We start from the raw sequence: 16951 nt of genomic DNA on the forward strand, positions 1-16951 counted from the left end.
CCGGCGCGCAGACGCACCGCGCGGAGTTCAGCGGGTTCGTCCCAGCGTAGTGGCCGCGATGACGGCCGCCACGATCACGAGACCCGCACCGATGAGCGACGTCGCGCCCACTCCCGTGTCGAAGGCGTGCGCCGCGGCGCTGCGCAGCGCCTCGCCCGTCGCCGGCTCGAGCCGATCGGCCGCGGCCATCGCGCCCGCGAGGGTCTCGCGGGCGGCGGTCGCCGCATCCGCCGGCATGCCCGCCGGCAGCTGCAGGTTCGACCGGTAGAGCGCCGTCAGGAGTCCGCCGAGCACGGATGTGCCGAGCACCGCACCGACCTCGTACGCCGTCTCCGACACTGCACTGGCCGCGCCGGCCTTCGCGGGCGGGGCGCTCGAGAGGATCAGCTCGTTCGACACGGTCTCGGCCATGCCGATACCGATGCCGAGAGAGACGAATGCGGCGGCGAGGACGCCCACGGCGTTCGGATCGGTCGAGAGGGCGATGATGATGTACCCCGCGAACGAGAACACCAGCGCCCCCGGGATGACCACCCGCGGCGAGAGGCGCTTCGAGATCGGAACCACCACGAGTCCCGCGACGATCATCGCCGCGAGTCCCGGCACGAGCGCGAGGCCCGCCTGGAGGGGCGACAGACCGATGATCAGCTGCAGATGCTGCGCGACGAAGTAAAGGAACCCGACGAGCGCCATGATGCTCAGGAGGTTGACCGCGAGCGCGCCGCTGAACGATCCGCGCTGGAACAGACGCATGTCGAGCATCGGGTTCGCGACGCGCAGCTGCCGGCGCACGAAGACCACACCGAACGCGACGCCCGCGGCGAACAGCACGCCGACGATCGGGGTCGGGCCGTGGACGGCGAGTTCCTTGATCGAGTAGACGATCGGCACCATCGTGGCCATCGAGAGCACGATGCTGATCGGGTCGATCCGGCCGGGCTTCGGATCGCGGCTCTCGGGCACGAGAAGCGGCGCGAAGATCAGCAGCGGCACGAGCACCGGCACCGCGAGAAGGAAGACGGATCCCCACGCGAAGTGCTCGAGCAGCAATCCGCCGACGATCGGACCGAGCGCGGAGCCGGCGGAGAACATGGACGCCCAGACGGCGATCGCCAGTCGGCGCTGATCACGGTCGGTGAAGATGCTCCGCAGCAGCGACAGGGTCGACGGCATGAGCATGGCGCCGAAGACACCCATGAGGGCTCGACCCGCGATCAACAGTTCCGCCGACGGAGCGAAGGCGGCGAGGGCCGAGACCGTGGCGAAGCCGGTCGCGCCGATGAGCAGCATCCGGCGCCGACCGAAGCGGTCGCCGAGCGTACCCATGGTCACGAGGAGCCCCGCGAGCACGAGCGGATACGCGTCGATGATCCAGAGCTGCTGTGCGCTCGTCGGCTGCAGTTGCAACGCGATCTCGGGCAGGGCGAAGCTCAGCACCGTGTTGTCGACCGATACGAGCAGCACGGGCAGCATCAGCACCGCGAGCGCGGTCCAGCCGCGCCAGCCGACCCGTCGTCCGTGGGCCTGTGCGAGGTCGAGTTCTTCTGTCAGAGTCATCATTTGTATACCGTCCAGCTGGTATAGTAACAGACATCCGCCCTCCCCCGTCGTTACGATCGGATCCATGAGCAGACCACCCCGCGCCCGCGAACTGGTGCTCGACGCGTTCGAAGCGCTGCTCATCGACGAGGGCGAACGTGCCGCCACGATGGAGGCCACCGCACGCGCGGCGGGCGTCTCCAAAGGCGGCCTGCTCTACCACTTCGGCTCGAAGGACGCCCTCGAGGCAGGGCTCATCGAACGCCTCGACGCGCTCGCGCAAGACGACATCGAGCGGATGTCGGTGGCCCCGGACGGACCGGTGGCGTACTTCGTGCGCACCTCGGTCATGTCGGACGATCCGCTGGACCGCGCACTCATCGCCGCATCGCGGCTCGCGCAGAGCGGCCACGCCGCCGCGGGAGCCGCGCTCCGCGCCATCCGGGGGCGCTGGGCGGACGCTCTGCGTCCGCACACGGCCGACGACACCGCGCTCGACCTGGTGATGCTCGTGAGCGACGGGCTGTACTACAACAACGCGCTCGAGACCGGCGGCCTCACCGGGCCCATCCCGACGGGCCCCGCCATGGAGGCCCTCATCGCCTTGGTCGAGCGCTCGACCAAGGACTGACCGGCGGCCGACGACCGCCGCGCGTCGCTCTCAGAGCGCCGCTCTCAGAGCGCCGTGGTCAGGACTCCGTGATGGCGATCTGCCGGAACAGGTCGGCGCCCACGGCCGCCCCGATCTCGTCGAGCAGCGCGTCGGGCACGGGCGAGTCGACCGTCAGCACCGAGAGCGCGCGGCCCGTGGCATCCGGGTGAGCGACCTGCAGACCCGCGATGTTGATGTTGGCGTCACCGAGCAGACGCCCGTAGATCGCCACGATCCCGGGGCGATCCGCGTAGCGCATCACGACGTGGTGGCGTTCGATCGGCACCTCGATCTCGTACCCGTTCACGTCGACGATCTTCGGCACCATCCGGGTGCCGGCGAGGGTGCCCGACACGGTGAGCACCGTACCGTCGGAGAGCGTTCCGCGCAGGATCGTGATGTTGCGGTACAGCGGGCTGTCCGCCTCGACGATCAGTCGGGTCTCGATGCCGCGCTGCTCGGCGAACAGCGGGGCGTTCACGTACGAGACGCTCTCGCTGACGATGTTGGCGAGGATCCCCTTGAGCGCGGCGAGGCGGTAGACGCTGACGTCGTACCCAGCCAGCTCGCCGCGCACCTCGATGTCGAGGTTCGTGAGCGCACCCTGGGCGAGCCCGGAGAAGAACTGCCCGAGCATCTCGACGAGCGCGATGCCGGGCCGCACGAACGGGTCGATGAGACCACCGGCGACGTTAACCGCATCCGGAACCAGATCACCCTCGAGAGCGAGCTTGACCGACTTCGCGACCGAGACACCGGCCTTCTCCTGCGCCTCTTCGGTCGACGCGCCGAGGTGCGGGGTGACGACGACGTTCGGGAGGTCGAGCAGCCTGGCCGCCGGGCCGCCCTGGGCCGGGGGCTCGCTCGTGAAGACGTCGAGGCCGGCACCGGCGATCTCACCGGTGGTCAGTGCGGTGTATAGGGCCTCTTCGTCGATCAGTCCGCCGCGGGCGACGTTCACGATGACCGCGGTCGGCTTCATCCGCTGCAACTGCTCGGTGCTGATCATGCCGGTCGTCTCGGGCGTCTTCGGCATGTGGATGCTGATGAAGTCGCTCTGGGCGAGAAGTTCGTCGAGCGTCAGCAGCTCGACGCCGAGCTGCTGCGCGCGGGCGCTCGTGACGTAAGGGTCGTAGGCGACGACGCGCATGTCGAACGCCTGAAGACGCGCGGCGATGAGCGCGCCGATGCGGCCGAGCCCGATGATGCCGACCGTCTTCTCGAACAGCTCGGTTCCGGTGAACGAGCTGCGCTTCCACGCGCCGGCGGCGAGCGAGGCGTGCGCGGCCGGGATACGGCGCGCGAGGCTCAGGATGTGCCCGATCGTGAGCTCGGCCGCCGACACGATGTTCGACGTCGGAGCGTTCACGACCATGACACCGGCCGTGGTCGCCGACTTGATGTCGACGTTGTCGAGGCCGACACCCGCACGGGCGATGACCTTCAACGCGGGCGCCGCCGCGATGGCTTCGGCGTCCATCTTGGTCGCCGAGCGGATCAGCACCGCGCTGGCATCGGCAAGAGCCGGCAGGAGCACCGAGCGATCTGCTCCGTCCACCTGACGGATCTCGAAGTCCGGACCGAGCGCGTCGATCGTGGCGGGAGAGAGCTCTTCGGCGATGAGGACGACGGGCTTGGTCACGGCGGTGTCCTTAGGCGTGCGGGACGTCGCGGCAGGCGCGACGAAGGGTGTGGATCGGGCCACCGCACGCCACAGGGAGGCACGGCGGAAAGGCCAGCTTAACGGCCCGCACCCGAGGGTTCGGACCGTGTGACGCCCGTCAGCCGCCGTACAGCGAGGTGTTGACGGATGCGTACGCCAGCACGTCGAGCCAGAAGACGGCGACGAGCGCGAGGCCCGTCAGCATCACCAGCACGAACGGGAGAACCCGCCGTCGCCACCCGAGCGCGAAGGCGCCCGCGAACGCGAGGATCGGGAACAGCACCGGCAGCACGAGAACGAACCACCCGTAGCCGGTGAGCCCCTCGACACCCGACGCCTGCTGAGCGAGGAACGACACCGCCGTCCACACCGCCCAGGCGTAGAACAGGCCGAAGCCGCCGGCGATGGTCGCGACGAGCCACACCGGCAAGGCCGAGCGGCGGGTCGGAGCGTCGGACGTCGTGTTCGCCATCAGGCACCCACTCCCACGAGAAGGAACGGCCAGGGCAGCAACACGATCGCGCCCACGATGAGAAGCAGCATCCGGACCCATGTGCGCCCGCCCCGGGTGAGGAAGAAGACCGTGCCGAACCAGATCACCGGCGCGAGCACAGCGAGACCCCAGGTCACGACGTACCCCGTGGAGTCCAGGAAGAGCTGCGCGACGAACTGCAGACGCGAGCCGCCGATGAACCAGCCGACCGCCAGCAGCAGGTAGATCCCGCCGAGCACACCGAGCGAGACGAGCGTCGCGTTGCCGGCCGGCGCTGCGGCGGTGGGCGAGGCGGCAGCGGCGGACACGGCAGGTGATCCTGCAGCGGTCGCGCCTGCCGAGGCCGCGCGTTCGGAGGCAGCGCCGGTACCGGGCGTCGCGTCCGCATCCGGAGTCGCACCCGCGGGGGTCGAGACGGTGGCCTCACTCCCCCGTCCGACCGCCGTGTAGCCCTTCGGGAGTCCGGTGGGCGGCGGTGTCGCGGGCACACCGACGTCGAGCGTCGGGTCGTCGTCGCCGCCCCAGCTCAGGGCGTCATCGTCAAGTCGGGCCATGCCCCCCAGCGTACGCGGAGCAACCCCGCCCCGACCCACCCCTCATTGCGCGAGCCACCCCCTTCCGACCGCCCCGGAAAGGGGTCGGTCGGTCGGAAGGGGGTGGCTCGGCGGAAGAGCGGCCGGGATCAGCGCGCGGCGGAACCCTCGGTGTAGTCCTCGTCCTGCTGCTTCCACGCGAAGAGCGAACGCAGCTCCTTGCCGGTGGCCTCGATCGGGTGCCCGGCAGCCTTCTCGCGGAGGGCGAGGAACTCGGGGGCTCCCGCGTCCTGGTCGTCGATGAAGCGCTTCGCAAACGCGCCCGACTGGATGTCGCCGAGCACGGCCTGCATGTTCTCCTTGACGCGCGGGTCGATGACGCGCGGGCCCGAGACGTAGTCGCCGTACTCTGCCGTGTCGGAGATCGACCAGCGCTGCTTGGCGATGCCGCCCTCCCACATGAGGTCGACGATGAGCTTCAGCTCGTGCAGCACCTCGAAGTAGGCGATCTGCGGCTGGTAGCCGGCCTCGGTCAGGGTCTCGAAGCCGTACTGGACGAGCTGTGAAACGCCACCGCACAGGACGGCCTGCTCGCCGAACAGGTCGGTCTCGGTCTCTTCGGTGAAGGTCGTCTTGATGACGCCGGCACGGGTTCCGCCGATCGCCTTCGCGTACGACTTCGCGAGGTCCCAGGCCTGGCCCGACGCATCGCGCTCGACGGCGATGATGTCGGGGATGCCGCGGCCGGCGACGAACTCGCGACGCACGGTGTGGCCCGGAGCCTTCGGGGCGATGAGGATGACGTCGACGCCTTCGGGAGCGTCGATGTAGCCGAAGCGGATGTTGAAGCCGTGCGCGAACGCGAGGGCCTTGCCCGGGGTCAGCTTGTCCTTGATCGAGTCAGTGAAGATCGAACGCTGGTACTGGTCGGGCGCGAGGATCATGATGACGTCGGCCCACTCGGTGGCGTCGGCGACCGACAGCACCTGGAACCCGTCGTCCTGCGCCTTCGCGGCGGACTTCGAGCCGTCCTTCAGCGCGATGGCGACCTCGACACCCGAATCGCGAAGGTTCTGCGCGTGCGCGTGACCCTGCGAGCCGTAGCCGACGATCGCGACCTTCTTGCTCTGGATGATCGACAGGTCGGCGTCGTGGTCGTAGAAGATCTCAGCCATGTTCGTCTTTCTCTTTCCTTCGTTTCCGAGTGTGTTTGTCCGGTGCGGATCAGCGGTGCGACCCGCATCCGGTGGACGGGAATGAATCAGCCGCGCAGCACGCGTTCGGTGATGCTCTTGCCGCCGCGGCCCATCGCGAGCAGGCCCGACTGCACGAGCTCCTTGATGCCGAAGGGCTCGAGGGCACGCAGGAGTGCGTCCACCTTGCCCTTGTCGCCCGTGACTTCGATGACGACCGCATCCGGGGCATAGTCGACGACCGAGGCGCGGAAGAGGTTCACGACCTCGAGCACGTTCGATCGGGTCGAGTTGTCGGCCTTCACCTTCACCAGCACGTGTTCGCGCTGGACGGATGCGGAGAAGTCGAGCTCCACGATCTTGATGACGTTGATCAGCTTGTTGAGCTGCTTGGTCACCTGTTCGAGCGGAAGTTCGTCGACGTCGACGACGACCGTGATGCGGGACAGACCGGGCACCTCGGTGACGCCCACGGCGAGCGACTCGATGTTGAAGCCGCGCCGGGCGAAGAGCCCCGCGACACGGGTCAGCAGACCGGGCTTGTCCTCGACCAGGAGGCTCAGCACGTGACTGGTCATCTCAGGCCTCCTGATCGAACGTCGGCGCGTGTTCGCGGGCGTACTGGACGTAACTGTTGCTGACGCCCTGCGGCACCATCGGCCAGACCATCGAGTCCGCCGAGACGACGAAGTCGATGATGACCGGACGATCGTTGGTCGCCAGCGCGAGCTCGATCGCCGCGTCGATCTCGTCTTCGCGTTCGACCCGGATGGCGAGGCAGCCGTACGCCTCGGCGAGCTTCACGAAGTCCGGGATGCGAGCGGTGCCGTGTCCGGTGTTCAGGTCGGTGTTCGAGTGGCGACCGTCGTAGAACAGCGTCTGCCACTGGCGCACCATGCCGAGCGAGGAGTTGTTGATGATCGCGACCTTGATCGGGATCTCGTTGATGACGCAGGTCGCGAGCTCCTGGTTCGTCATCTGGAAGCAGCCGTCACCGTCGATCGCCCAGACCACGCGGTCGGGTTCGGCGACCTTCGCGCCCATCGCGGCCGGAACGGCGTACCCCATGGTGCCGGCGCCGCCGGAGTTCAGCCACGAGTTCGGGCGCTCGTACTTAATGAACTGCGCCGCCCACATCTGGTGCTGGCCGACTCCCGAGGCGTAGATCGCCTCCGGTCCGGTCAGTTCGCCGATGCGCTGGATGACGTGCTGCGGAGCGAGGAGCCCATCGGTCGTCGGCGCGTAGCCGAGGGGGAACTCCTCGCGGAGACCGTCGAGGTAGGACCACCACTCCGAGATGTCGGGCTGGGCGCCGTCGATGGCACCGCGGAAGGCGGCTTCGAGGTCGACGAGCACGTCGCGCACGTCTCCGACGATCGGCACGTCCGCGAACCGGATCTTCGAGATCTCGGCCGGGTCGATGTCGACGTGCACCACCTTGGCATTCGGGGCGAACAGCGCCGCCTTGCCGGTCACGCGGTCATCGAAGCGGGCGCCGAGCGCGATCAGCAGATCGGACTCCTGCAGTGCGAGGACGGCGGGGACGGTGCCGTGCATACCCGGCATGCCGAGGTGCTGCGCGTGCGAGTCGGGGAAGGCACCGCGCGCCATGAGGGTCGTGACGACGGGCGCGCCGGTCGCCTCGGCGAGCACCTTCAGCTCGTCGGACGCGTGCGCGCGGATCACTCCGCCGCCCACGTACAGAACGGGCTTCTTCGCCTCGGCGAGCAGCTGGGCTGCCGCCTGGATCTGCTTGCCGTGCGCCTTCGTGACCGGACGGTATCCGGGCAGGTCGATCTTCGGCGGCCAGACGAACGGCGACGACGCCTGCTGGGCGTCCTTCGTGATGTCCACAAGGACGGGACCGGGGCGCCCCGTGCCGGCGATCTCGAACGCCGCGGCGATCGCGCCCGGGATGTCTTCGGGACGCTTGACCAGGAAGGAGTGCTTCGTGATCGGCATCGTGATGCCGACGATGTCGGCCTCCTGGAACGCATCCGTTCCCATGAGGGTCGAGAAGACCTGGCCGGTGATGCAGACGAGCGGCACCGAGTCCATGTAGGCGTCGGCGATCGCCGTCACCAGGTTCGTGGCACCGGGACCGGACGTTGCGATCGCGACACCGATGCGACCGGATGCGGCGGCGTAGCCCTCGGCGGCGTGACCCGCGCCCTGTTCGTGGCGCACGAGGATGTGGCGCACCGCGTCGTCATCCATGAGCGGGTCGTAGACGGGCATGATCGCACCGCCCGGCAGACCGAAGACGTCGGTGACGCCGAGCAGGTCGAGCGAACGGACGACGGCTTCGGCACCCGTCATGATGGGCGCCGAAGAGGAGCGGACAGGCGGCCGTGGAACGGCCGCGGTGGTGTCGGATGACATGGTGATCGACCTCATTGCAGGGAGGATGGGGGCTGAGGGCCCGGTCTATCCAGTGACCGCGCCCTCCGCGGCGGAGTGCACGAGCTTGGAGTACTTGGCCAGGACGCCACGGGTATAGCGCGGGGGAAGCGGCTCCCAGCCAGAGCGGCGGGAGACAAGCTCAGCCTCGTCGACGAGTAGGTCGAGAGTGCGAGCCGCGATATCGACCCGTATCAGATCACCATCGCGCACGAAGGCGATCGGACCAGCGTCGACCGCTTCGGGTGCTATGTGGCCGATGCACAGGCCGGTTGTGCCGCCTGAGAATCGTCCGTCCGTCAAGAGTAATACATCTTTTCCGAGGCCCGCGCCCTTGATGGCGGCGGTGATCGCGAGCATCTCGCGCATTCCCGGGCCGCCCTTGGGGCCCTCGTAGCGGATGACGATGACATCTCCCGCGGAGATCTCGCCGTTGGTGAGCGCGTCCATGGCGCCGCGCTCGCGCTCGAACACCTTCGCCGGTCCTTCGAAGACGGATGCGTCGAACCCTGCGGTCTTCACGACGGCGCCTTCGGGGGCGAACGTGCCCTTCAGGATGGTGATTCCGCCGGTCGCGTGGATCGGGTTGTCGAGCGTCCGGATCACGGTGCCGTCGATCGGGTCGGGGTTCAGCGCTTCGAGGTTCTCGGCGACGGTCTTGCCGGTCACGGTGAGGGCGTCGCCGTGCAGGAGACCGGCGTCGAGGAGAGCCTTCATGAGAACCGGGATGCCGCCGTGGCGGTCGACGTCGGCCATGACGAATCGTCCGAAGGGCTTCATGTCGGCCAGATGCGGCACGTTGTCGCCGATGCGGTTGAAGTCGTCGAGGCTGAGCTCGACCTCGGCCTCGTGAGCGATCGCCAGCAGGTGCAGCACGACGTTCGTCGAACCCCCCAGTGCCATCGCGACCGTGATCGCGTTCTCGAACGCCTTCTTGGTCATGATGTCCCGCGCGGTGATGCCCAGGCGCAGCATGTTCACGACGGCTTCACCGGAGCGGTGTGCGAAGTAGTCACGACGACGGTCCGCCGAGGGCGGCGACGCGGAGCCGGGCAGGCTCATACCGAGCGCCTCGGCGACGGAGGCCATCGTGTTGGCGGTGTACATGCCGCCACAGGCTCCCTCGCCGGGTGCGATGGCGCATTCGATCCGCTTCAGGTCTTCTTCGCTCATCGTGCCGGCCTTGCACGCGCCGACGGCCTCGAAGGAGTCGATGATCGTGACTTCCTTCTCCGTTCCGTCGGAGAGCTTGACCCAGCCGGGTGCGATCGAGCCGGCGTAGAGGAACACGCTGGACAGGTCAAGGCGGGCGGCCGCCATCAGCATGCCGGGGAGCGACTTGTCGCAGCCCGCCAGCAGCACACTTCCGTCGAGGCGCTCCGCCATCATGACGGTCTCGACCGAGTCGGCGATGACCTCGCGCGAGACGAGCGAGAAGTGCATGCCCTCGTGCCCCATCGAGATGCCGTCGGAGACGGAGATCGTGCCGAACTGCAGCGGGTAGCCGCCGCCCGAGTGCACGCCCTCTTTCGCCCCCTGCGCGAGCCGGTCGAGGCTCAGGTTGCAGGGCGTGATCTCGTTCCAGCTCGAGGCGATACCGATCTGAGGCTTATCCCAGTCCTCGTCGCCCATGCCGACCGCGCGGAGCATTCCGCGAGACGTGGTCGCTTCGATGCCGTCGGTGACGGCACGACTGCGGGGCTTGATATCGATGGCTTCGTCGCGGTGGCTCACCGTTGCAGTCTATTCCCGCGACCGCACCGGGATCGCCGTCGTGACGGCGCACAGCGGTGCAGGTGGCGACGACTCAGTGCGCGCGCACGGCCGCGCGCCGCTCGGCCAGGTCGGCGAGCAGGACCGCGAGAGCTGCCGCATCCGGCACCTGCACCGTCGCGGCGGTCGGACCCTCGCCGACGTGCACGCCCAGATCGCCGGGCGCGAGGCTCCGCAGGGCATCTTCGTCGGTCACGTCGTCGCCGGCGAACAGCACGGCCGTCGCGCCGACCCGCTCGCGCAGCGTCGCGACGGCGCCGTCCTTGCCCTCGTGCCGGAAGGCGTACTCGAGGATGTCGTGCCCGTCGCGGCGTCGCCAGTCCGGGGCGCGGTCGGCGACGATCGCACCCACGGCCTCGGCCGCCGCGGCGGCGTCGGCGCGGGTCGCGAGTCGCGTGTGCAGCCCGAGTCCGAACGCCTTGGGCTCGATCCAGGCGCCGTCGATGCCGTCAACCGCAGCCCCCGTGGCCGCGATCAGGTCGTCGCGCAGGCGGGTCGCGTCGGCATCCGCTCCGACCGCGGGCTCGTCATCGCCGAACTCGGCACCGTGCGACCCGGCGAGCAGGAACACGGATGCGGGCGTCTCCTCCGTCACGATCCGGAGGTCGTGGAGCGTCCGCCCCGAGACGAACGCCACCGTCGTCTCGGGCAGCGCCGCGAGGGCGTTCAGCGCCGCGCGGGATTCGGGCAGCATCCGCGCCGCCATCGGCTCGTCCGCGAGCGGGGCAAGCGTGCCGTCGAAGTCGAGCGCGACCAGCAAGTGCCCGGTGCGGGCGAGGCGGTCCAGCTGCTCGGCGGTCGTCATGCGTTCATGCCCTGGTTGGTGCGCGTCGCCGCGAGCGCGGTCAGGAACTCCTGCGACCAGTCCTCCACGTCGTGCTCGCGCACGCGGCGGCGGAGGGCCCGCATCCGCCGCCCCTGCTCGGCCGGGGGCATGTCGATCGCGCGGCTGATCGAATCCTTCAGCCCCTGGATGTCGTGCGGGTTGATCAGCAGCGCACTACCGAGTTCATCGGCCGCGCCCGCGAACTCGCTCAGCACGAGCACGCCGCGATTGTCGACGCGGCTCGCGACGTACTCCTTGGCGACGAGGTTCATGCCGTCGCGAAGCGCCGTGACGAGCATGACGTCGGCGGCGAGGTACAGCGCGACCATCTCTTCGCGGGGAAAGGCCTGATGAAGGTACCGGATGGCGGTGTGGCCCATGGTGTCGTAGTCGCCGTTGATGCGCCCGACGGCGAGTTCGATCTCGTCACGCAACTGCACGTAGGCCTCGACGCGCTCGCGGCTGGGGCTCGCGACCTGCACGAGAGTGACGTCTTCGACACTGACCCGCTCGTCTTGCAGCAGCTCACCGAACGCCTTGATGCGGTGACGGATGCCCTTGGTGTAATCGAGGCGGTCGACGCCGAGCAGCACGCGCTTCGGATTGCCGAGCTCGGCGCGGATCTCCTTCGCGCGGGCCTGGATCTCGGGGCGCTGCGCGAGCTCGACGTACGACTCCGCGTCGATCGAGATCGGGAACGCACGGGCGAGGGCGACGCGCGTCGAGCCGTCTTCCTCGGGAACACGGATGCCGGACGCCTTCGTCTCGTACCGCAGCTGGCGGCGGACCGCGCGGGCGAAGTTGCCCGCGTCGGCGACCCGCTGGAAGCCGATCACGTCGGCGCCCAGCAGCCCCTCGAGTACCTGCCGGCGCCACGGCAGTTGCGAGAAGAGCCCATATGCCGGGAACGGGATGTGGTGGAAGTACCCGATCGTGAGGTCCGGTCGCGATTCGCGGAGGAACTTCGGCACCAGCTGCAGTTGGTAGTCCTGCACCCAGACGGTAGCGCCCTCAGCCGCCGCCGCAGCAGCCGCTTCGGCGAATCGCTTGTTGACCGCCACGTACGCGTTCCACCACTCGCGGCGATAGCGCGGAGCGGCGATCACGTCGTGATAAAGCGGCCAGATCGTGTCGTTCGAGAAGCCCTCGTAGTACAGCTCGACGTCTTCTGCCGACAGCGAGACGGGCACGAGGTGGGTTCCGCCGAAGTCGAACGGCTCGAGTTCCAGGTCAGCCTGACCGGGCCACCCGACCCAGGCGCCCTCGCTCTTTCGCATCACGGGGTCCAGCGCGGTGACCAGACCGCCCGGAGAGGTGCGCCATCCGCCATCCGCGTCTCGATCGACGGGAAGGCGGTTGGCGACGACGACGAAATCGGCCTGAGACACGCAGAAGCTCCTCGGTTCGCGGGGGTTCGTTCAGGCTAACAGCGGGCCGTGCCACGACTGGGTCGGTGGCGTCAAGCGCGGTCCGCAGCTACCCTCGCGCGGTAGCGTGGGCGCATGCGCAAGTACCTCTTCGGCTCGGGCCTCCTCAGTTCTGTGATGAGCGGAATGACCCTCCTCCGCAGCCTCCGAAGCGACGAGGGCTTCACCTGGCGGCAGGCGCTCGCCTGGCTCAGCTGGGGCATCACCCTCGCGCTCGCGATCGGTTCGATCGTCGACACCTTCCGCGCCGGCCGCGGTCACGTCATCCCCGATGACTCCCCGCTGACGCGGTCGGAAGAGAAGAAGCTGCTGAAGAAGCACCTGCGCGGCTGACCCTGGAGTCGCGTCGGCGCGCTGACGGGCGGGGCGTCTGCACGACGGTCCGCTACGGTTCCGAGAATGAGCATCGAAGAAGCCGCATCCCTGCGCGTAGACGAAGACGGGTTCTTCGTTCTCGTCGTCCCCGACGCATACAAGGGGTTCGTGGATGAGGACTGGCGGCTCGATGAACTCCTCGGACACTTCGCCGGCCAGATGAACGAAGGGGCGTTGTTCATCGCCTATCCCGGACCGGACGATGCCGACTCCGCGGTGGCGGTCACCGACCGACCGATCACGGCACCGGTGCTGCGCGAGGCCGTCGGCATCGTGAGAGTCACAGCCAGCGGGCTGTGGCTGACCGACTACACGCAGCTGACCATGGCGGCACAGTTCCACGATGAGTCACCGACCGGCCCCGCAGCCGTTCGTCTGACGACACCCGTGGGATGGCACCGCGTCCTTCTTCGGCAGATCGACGGCGATCCGCGGCTCAACCTGACGATCACCCCGATCGCAGCCGCGATCGAGAGGAAACGGCTCAGTTCCGTGCCCTGGTTCGAGTAGATCGCAGACTCGTCCGGCCCGCCCCTCCACGCCGCAGGATCAGCACACGAGGGTCAGCGGGTGAGGATGAGCGCGTCGCCCTGCCCGCCGCCACCGCAGAGCGCGACGGCCGCGGTTCCGGTTCCCCGGCGCAGCAGTTCGTGCACCGCATGCACGACGAGGCGGTTGCCGGACGCCCCGATCGGGTGCCCGAGCGCGATGCCGCCGCCGTGGATGTTGACGATGTCATCGCCCACGCCGAGCTCACGCTGCGACCTGGCCACGACCGCGCCGAACGCTTCGTTGATCTCGATGAAGTCGAGATCCGACACGGCGAGACCCTGCCGATCGAGCGCCTTCTCGATCGCGCGTGCCGGCTGAGCGTGCAACGAGTTGTCGGGGCCGGCGACCTGACCGCTGGATCCGAGCGCGGCCAGCACCGGCCATCCTTCGGCATCAGCGTGCGACCGGGTCGTGAGAATGACCGCCGACGCGCCGTCAGAGATGGGCGACGAGTTTCCCGCCGTGATCGTGCCGCCCTCTGCGAACGCGGGGCGGAGTCGGCCCAGAACGTCGACCGTCGTGTCGGGGCGGATGCCCTCGTCGGCCGAGACGACGAGGGGGTCGCCCTTGCGCTGCGGCACCTCGACCGACACGATCTCGGCGGCGAAGAGGCCGGCCCGGGCCGCGGCAGCAGCGCGCTGGTGCGAACGCGCCGCGACCTCATCCTGCTGCTCCCGCGTCACCTCGAACGCCGCGTTCAGCCGCTCGGTGGACGCACCCATGCTCACCTGGTCGAAGGCGTCGGTGAGGCCGTCGAATGCCATGTGGTCGAGCGCTTCGATCGAGCCGTACGACCACCCGTCGCGGGACCCCATCAGCAGGTGCGGCGCGCGGGTCATCGACTCCATGCCCGCCGCCACGACGACGCGCGCGTCGCCGGCACGCAGCATCCGCGCCGCATCGATCACGGCCGTGAGACCGGAGAGGCAGACCTTGTTGACGGATGCGGCGTGCACGTCCCATCCGAGTCCTGCGGCGATCGCCGCCTGGCGCGCCGGGTTCTGCCCGGAACCCGCCGAGAGCACCTGCCCGACGAGGACGGCATCGACGGCCTCGGCCGGGATGTCGCCCTGGGCGAGCGCACCACGGATGGCGAGTCCGCCCAACTGCGGGGCGGTGAAAGAGGAGAGCTGGCCCTTGAGCCGGCCTTGCGGGGTCCGTGCCGCAGCAACGATGACCACGTCGTCAGTGTTCATGCATCCACCTTACGTACGTCGGAAATGCGCAGCGGAGGCTGCGTCGCGGCGACGACCTCGTCGACCGTCACTCCGGGCGCGGTCTCGACCAGAACGAGGCCGTTCGGGGTGACGTCGATGACGGCGAGGTCGGTGATGATCCGGTCGACGACCGCGCGGCCGGTGAGAGGAAGGGTGCACGCGTCGACGATCTTCGGGGCACCGTCCTTCGCGACGTGCTCCATCAGCACGATCACCCGGCCCGCGCCGTGAACGAGATCCATCGCCCCACCCGGGCCCTTGACCATCTTCCCGGGGATCATCCAGTTCGCGAGGTCGCCGCTCGCCGACACCTGCATCGCACCGAGGATGGCCGCGTCGATCTTGCCCCCGCGGATCATCCCGAAACTCGTCGCCGAGTCGAAGTACGCCGCCCCCGGCAGGATCGTCACCGTCTCCTTGCCGGCATTGATGAGGTCGGGATCGACGTCCTGCTCGGCCGGGTACGGGCCGACGCCGAGGATCCCGTTCTCCGACTGCAGAACGACCGTCACGTCCGCGGGCACGTGGTTCGGAACGAGCGTCGGCAGCCCGATGCCGAGGTTCACGTACGAACCGTCGGCGAGTTCGCGCGCGGCGCGCGCCGCCATCTGATCGCGGGTCAGCGCCATGGTCAGTTCCCTTCCGGAGCGGAGCGCACGGTGCGCCGTTCGATGCGTTTGTCGATGTCGGGCCCGACCTCGAGCACACGGTGCACGTAGACACCGGGGAGGTGCACCGCATCCGCCTCCAGGTCACCGGGTTCGACGAGGTGTTCGACCTGAGCGATGCAGACCCGACCGGCCATGGCCGCGAGCGGATTGAAGTTGCGGGCGGCCTTGCGGAACACGAGGTTGCCGTGCCGGTCGCCCTTCCAGGCATGGACGAGCGCGAAGTCCGTGACGATGGCCTCCTCGAGCACGTACTCCCCCGGGATGCCGCCGGGTGCGAACGAACGCACCTCCTTTTCGGGCGACGCGACCGCCACACCGCCGGCGCCGTCGTAGCGGCGGGGCAACCCGCCCTCGGCGACCTGGGTGCCGACACCCGTCTGCGTGAAGAACGCCGCGATGCCCGACCCGCCGGCGCGCAGCTTCTCGGCCAGCGTTCCCTGCGGTGTGAGCTCGAGCTCGAGCTCGCCGGAGAGGAACTGTCGTTCGAACTCCTTGTTCTCGCCGACGTACGACGACGTCATCTTCCGGATGCGGTGCGCACCGAGCAGAATGCCGAGCCCCCAGTCGTCGACGCCGCAGTTGTTCGAGACGATCGACAGGTCACGGGTGCCCTGCGCATGCAGGGCTTCGATCAGCTGCATGGGGTTTCCGGAGAGCCCGAACCCGCCGACCGCGAGGCTCGCGCCATCTGGAATGTCGCGGATCGCATCCTCGGCCGTCTGCACTTCTTTGTCGATCACCGTGTCTCCTCCGCACCCCTCGTCGGGCTCATCTCAGCCTGCGCGACGGCCGCGTGTGCGTCTGCGCTCGTGCTTGCCATGTGGATATCGTCGCCCCTAGTGTCCATATCGTGGACAACGATGTCATCCCCGGAACACAGAGCGTCGCCCGCGCGGCCCGGTTGCTCCGGCTCGTCAGCTCCTCCGGTACCGATGGTCTAACGGTCCCGGATGCGGCCGAGCGCGCGGGTCTCACCCGTCCCACGGCGCACCGACTGCTGTCGGCGCTTCGACACGAGGGACTCGTCGACCTCGACGACCGGACGACCCGATGGGTCGCCGGCCCCGAGCTCTACCTGATGGGCACGGTCGCCGCGGCACGATACGACGTGACGGGCATCGGTCGTGACATCGTGCGCTCGCTCGCCGTCCGCACGGAGGAGAGTGCGTTCCTCTCGGTTCGCCGCGGCGACGAGACGGTGTGCATCCTTCGTGAGGAGGGCAGCTTCCCGATCCGCTCGTTCGTGCTGTCGGAGGGCGTCCGATTCCCGCTCGGCGTCGCGTCCGCCGGGCTCGCGATCCTGGCGTTTCTCCCTCCCCACGATGTGGACGCCTATCTGGAACGTCATCCGGACCTCGCCGACCGTTTCGGTAGCGCGCATGCCCCTGTCCGCCTCCGCACGCGCTTGCGGGAGACCGCCGAGCGCGGTTACGCGCTGAATCCCGGGCTGATCGTCGGGGGTAGCTGGGGTCTCGGCGCCGCCGTGTTCGACCGCGACGGGTACCCGCAGTGGGCGCTCAGCCTCACCGGCGTGGAGTTCCGTTTCGCCGGTGAGCGCCGCGCCGAACTGGGCCGCATCCTGCTCGCCCACGCGCACCAACTGTCGACGCGGATCGCCGCGGGCGCTCGCTGAGCGG

17 protein-coding genes are annotated in these 16951 nt (G+C 68.9%); 4 read left to right on the top strand and 13 right to left on the bottom strand.

What is annotated here, in order from left to right; translation table 11 throughout:
- Positions 1-27: 27 nt before the first annotated feature.
- Entirely contained in the window at positions 28-1560 is a 1533-nt protein-coding gene (locus tag LQ938_RS09190; protein WP_223720902.1) for an MFS transporter, read from the bottom strand.
- A 64-nt stretch (positions 1561-1624) separates the two neighbouring features.
- Between LQ938_RS09190 and LQ938_RS09195 the strand changes: the two genes are divergently transcribed.
- Positions 1625-2170: a TetR/AcrR family transcriptional regulator gene (locus tag LQ938_RS09195; RefSeq protein ID WP_223720901.1), complete on the top strand. Its 546-nt coding sequence runs from the start codon at positions 1625-1627 to the stop codon at positions 2168-2170.
- Positions 2171-2228: 58 nt separating this feature from the next.
- Here LQ938_RS09195 and serA read toward each other — a convergent pair whose 3' ends face one another.
- The 9 genes from serA to otsA form a co-directional block, all read right to left on the bottom strand.
- Positions 2229-3833 (bottom strand): phosphoglycerate dehydrogenase, encoded by a 1605-nt coding sequence (gene serA / locus LQ938_RS09200; RefSeq protein WP_223720900.1) that lies wholly within the window; start codon positions 3831-3833, stop codon positions 2229-2231.
- Between the two features lie 139 nt (positions 3834-3972).
- On the bottom strand, positions 3973-4326 hold the full coding sequence (locus LQ938_RS09205) for a bacitracin resistance protein (RefSeq protein ID WP_223720899.1): 354 nt from the start codon (positions 4324-4326) through the stop codon (positions 3973-3975).
- The gene (locus tag LQ938_RS09210) at positions 4326-4901 is read right to left on the bottom strand and encodes a DNA polymerase III subunit gamma/tau (protein ID WP_223720898.1); all 576 of its coding nucleotides are present in this window, start codon (positions 4899-4901) and stop codon (positions 4326-4328) included. Before LQ938_RS09210 ends, LQ938_RS09205 begins: the two co-directional genes overlap by 1 nt.
- A gap of 128 nt (positions 4902-5029) precedes the next feature.
- Positions 5030-6055: a ketol-acid reductoisomerase gene (gene ilvC, locus LQ938_RS09215; protein ID WP_223720897.1), complete on the bottom strand. Its 1026-nt coding sequence runs from the start codon at positions 6053-6055 to the stop codon at positions 5030-5032.
- Between the two features lie 86 nt (positions 6056-6141).
- Positions 6142-6651: an acetolactate synthase small subunit gene (gene ilvN / locus LQ938_RS09220; protein ID WP_223720896.1), complete on the bottom strand. Its 510-nt coding sequence runs from the start codon at positions 6649-6651 to the stop codon at positions 6142-6144.
- A 1-nt stretch (position 6652) separates the two neighbouring features.
- Positions 6653-8455, bottom strand: coding sequence for an acetolactate synthase large subunit (locus LQ938_RS09225; RefSeq protein WP_223720895.1), 1803 nt, complete (start codon positions 8453-8455; stop codon positions 6653-6655).
- Between the two features lie 45 nt (positions 8456-8500).
- Positions 8501-10207 carry a dihydroxy-acid dehydratase gene (ilvD, locus tag LQ938_RS09230; protein WP_223720894.1) on the bottom strand — a complete coding sequence of 569 codons (1707 nt, stop codon included), beginning with the start codon at positions 10205-10207 and terminating at the stop codon, positions 8501-8503.
- Positions 10208-10280: 73 nt separating this feature from the next.
- Positions 10281-11051, bottom strand: a complete 771-nt coding sequence (gene otsB, locus LQ938_RS09235; protein WP_223720893.1) for a trehalose-phosphatase — start codon at positions 11049-11051, stop codon at positions 10281-10283.
- Complete coding sequence (otsA, locus tag LQ938_RS09240; RefSeq protein ID WP_223720892.1) at positions 11048-12460, bottom strand: alpha,alpha-trehalose-phosphate synthase (UDP-forming); 1413 nt, start codon at positions 12458-12460, stop codon at positions 11048-11050. Before otsA ends, otsB begins: the two co-directional genes overlap by 4 nt.
- 114 nt (positions 12461-12574) lie before the next feature.
- Here otsA and LQ938_RS09245 point away from each other — a divergent pair, with 114 nt between their 5' ends.
- Positions 12575-12832 carry a hypothetical protein gene (locus tag LQ938_RS09245; protein ID WP_223720891.1) on the top strand — a complete coding sequence of 86 codons (258 nt, stop codon included), beginning with the start codon at positions 12575-12577 and terminating at the stop codon, positions 12830-12832.
- 66 nt (positions 12833-12898) lie between these two features.
- The gene (locus LQ938_RS09250) at positions 12899-13384 is read left to right on the top strand and encodes a hypothetical protein (RefSeq protein ID WP_223720890.1); all 486 of its coding nucleotides are present in this window, start codon (positions 12899-12901) and stop codon (positions 13382-13384) included.
- 53 nt (positions 13385-13437) lie between these two features.
- Here the strand turns inward: LQ938_RS09250 and LQ938_RS09255 are convergent, their stop codons facing one another.
- The 3 genes from LQ938_RS09255 to LQ938_RS09265 are packed head-to-tail and all read right to left on the bottom strand — an operon-like array spanning position 13438 to position 16054.
- Entirely contained in the window at positions 13438-14622 is a 1185-nt protein-coding gene (locus tag LQ938_RS09255) for an acetyl-CoA C-acetyltransferase (protein ID WP_223720889.1), read from the bottom strand.
- Positions 14619-15272: a CoA transferase subunit B gene (locus LQ938_RS09260; protein WP_223720888.1), complete on the bottom strand. Its 654-nt coding sequence runs from the start codon at positions 15270-15272 to the stop codon at positions 14619-14621. The genes LQ938_RS09255 and LQ938_RS09260 overlap by 4 nt, the downstream gene beginning before the upstream one ends.
- Positions 15273-15274: 2 nt before the next feature.
- The gene (locus LQ938_RS09265; protein ID WP_223720887.1) at positions 15275-16054 is read right to left on the bottom strand and encodes a CoA transferase subunit A; all 780 of its coding nucleotides are present in this window, start codon (positions 16052-16054) and stop codon (positions 15275-15277) included.
- Between the two features lie 110 nt (positions 16055-16164).
- Here LQ938_RS09265 and LQ938_RS09270 point away from each other — a divergent pair, with 110 nt between their 5' ends.
- Positions 16165-16947, top strand: a complete 783-nt coding sequence (locus LQ938_RS09270; RefSeq protein ID WP_223720886.1) for an IclR family transcriptional regulator — start codon at positions 16165-16167, stop codon at positions 16945-16947.
- Positions 16948-16951: the final 4 nt, after the last annotated feature.

It is taken from the genome of Microbacterium sp. cx-55 (assembly GCF_021117345.1).
Classification (GTDB): domain Bacteria; phylum Actinomycetota; class Actinomycetes; order Actinomycetales; family Microbacteriaceae; genus Microbacterium.

What these genes read in the sequence shown, in the direction of transcription:
- LQ938_RS09190 (WP_223720902.1), bottom strand. Translation starts at nt 1,560, where the DNA reads ATGATGACTCTGACAGAAGAACTCGACCTCGCACAGGCCCACGGACGA.
- LQ938_RS09195 (WP_223720901.1), top strand. Translation starts at nt 1,625, where the DNA reads ATGAGCAGACCACCCCGCGCCCGCGAACTGGTGCTCGACGCGTTCGAA.
- LQ938_RS09205 (WP_223720899.1), bottom strand. Translation starts at nt 4,326, where the DNA reads ATGGCGAACACGACGTCCGACGCTCCGACCCGCCGCTCGGCCTTGCCG.
- LQ938_RS09210 (WP_223720898.1), bottom strand. Translation starts at nt 4,901, where the DNA reads ATGGCCCGACTTGACGATGACGCCCTGAGCTGGGGCGGCGACGACGAC.
- ilvC (WP_223720897.1), bottom strand. Translation starts at nt 6,055, where the DNA reads ATGGCTGAGATCTTCTACGACCACGACGCCGACCTGTCGATCATCCAG.
- ilvN (WP_223720896.1), bottom strand. Translation starts at nt 6,651, where the DNA reads ATGACCAGTCACGTGCTGAGCCTCCTGGTCGAGGACAAGCCCGGTCTG.
- LQ938_RS09225 (WP_223720895.1), bottom strand. Translation starts at nt 8,455, where the DNA reads ATGTCATCCGACACCACCGCGGCCGTTCCACGGCCGCCTGTCCGCTCC.
- otsB (WP_223720893.1), bottom strand. Translation starts at nt 11,051, where the DNA reads ATGACGACCGCCGAGCAGCTGGACCGCCTCGCCCGCACCGGGCACTTG.
- LQ938_RS09245 (WP_223720891.1), top strand. Translation starts at nt 12,575, where the DNA reads ATGCGCAAGTACCTCTTCGGCTCGGGCCTCCTCAGTTCTGTGATGAGC.
- LQ938_RS09250 (WP_223720890.1), top strand. Translation starts at nt 12,899, where the DNA reads ATGAGCATCGAAGAAGCCGCATCCCTGCGCGTAGACGAAGACGGGTTC.
- LQ938_RS09255 (WP_223720889.1), bottom strand. Translation starts at nt 14,622, where the DNA reads ATGAACACTGACGACGTGGTCATCGTTGCTGCGGCACGGACCCCGCAA.
- LQ938_RS09260 (WP_223720888.1), bottom strand. Translation starts at nt 15,272, where the DNA reads ATGGCGCTGACCCGCGATCAGATGGCGGCGCGCGCCGCGCGCGAACTC.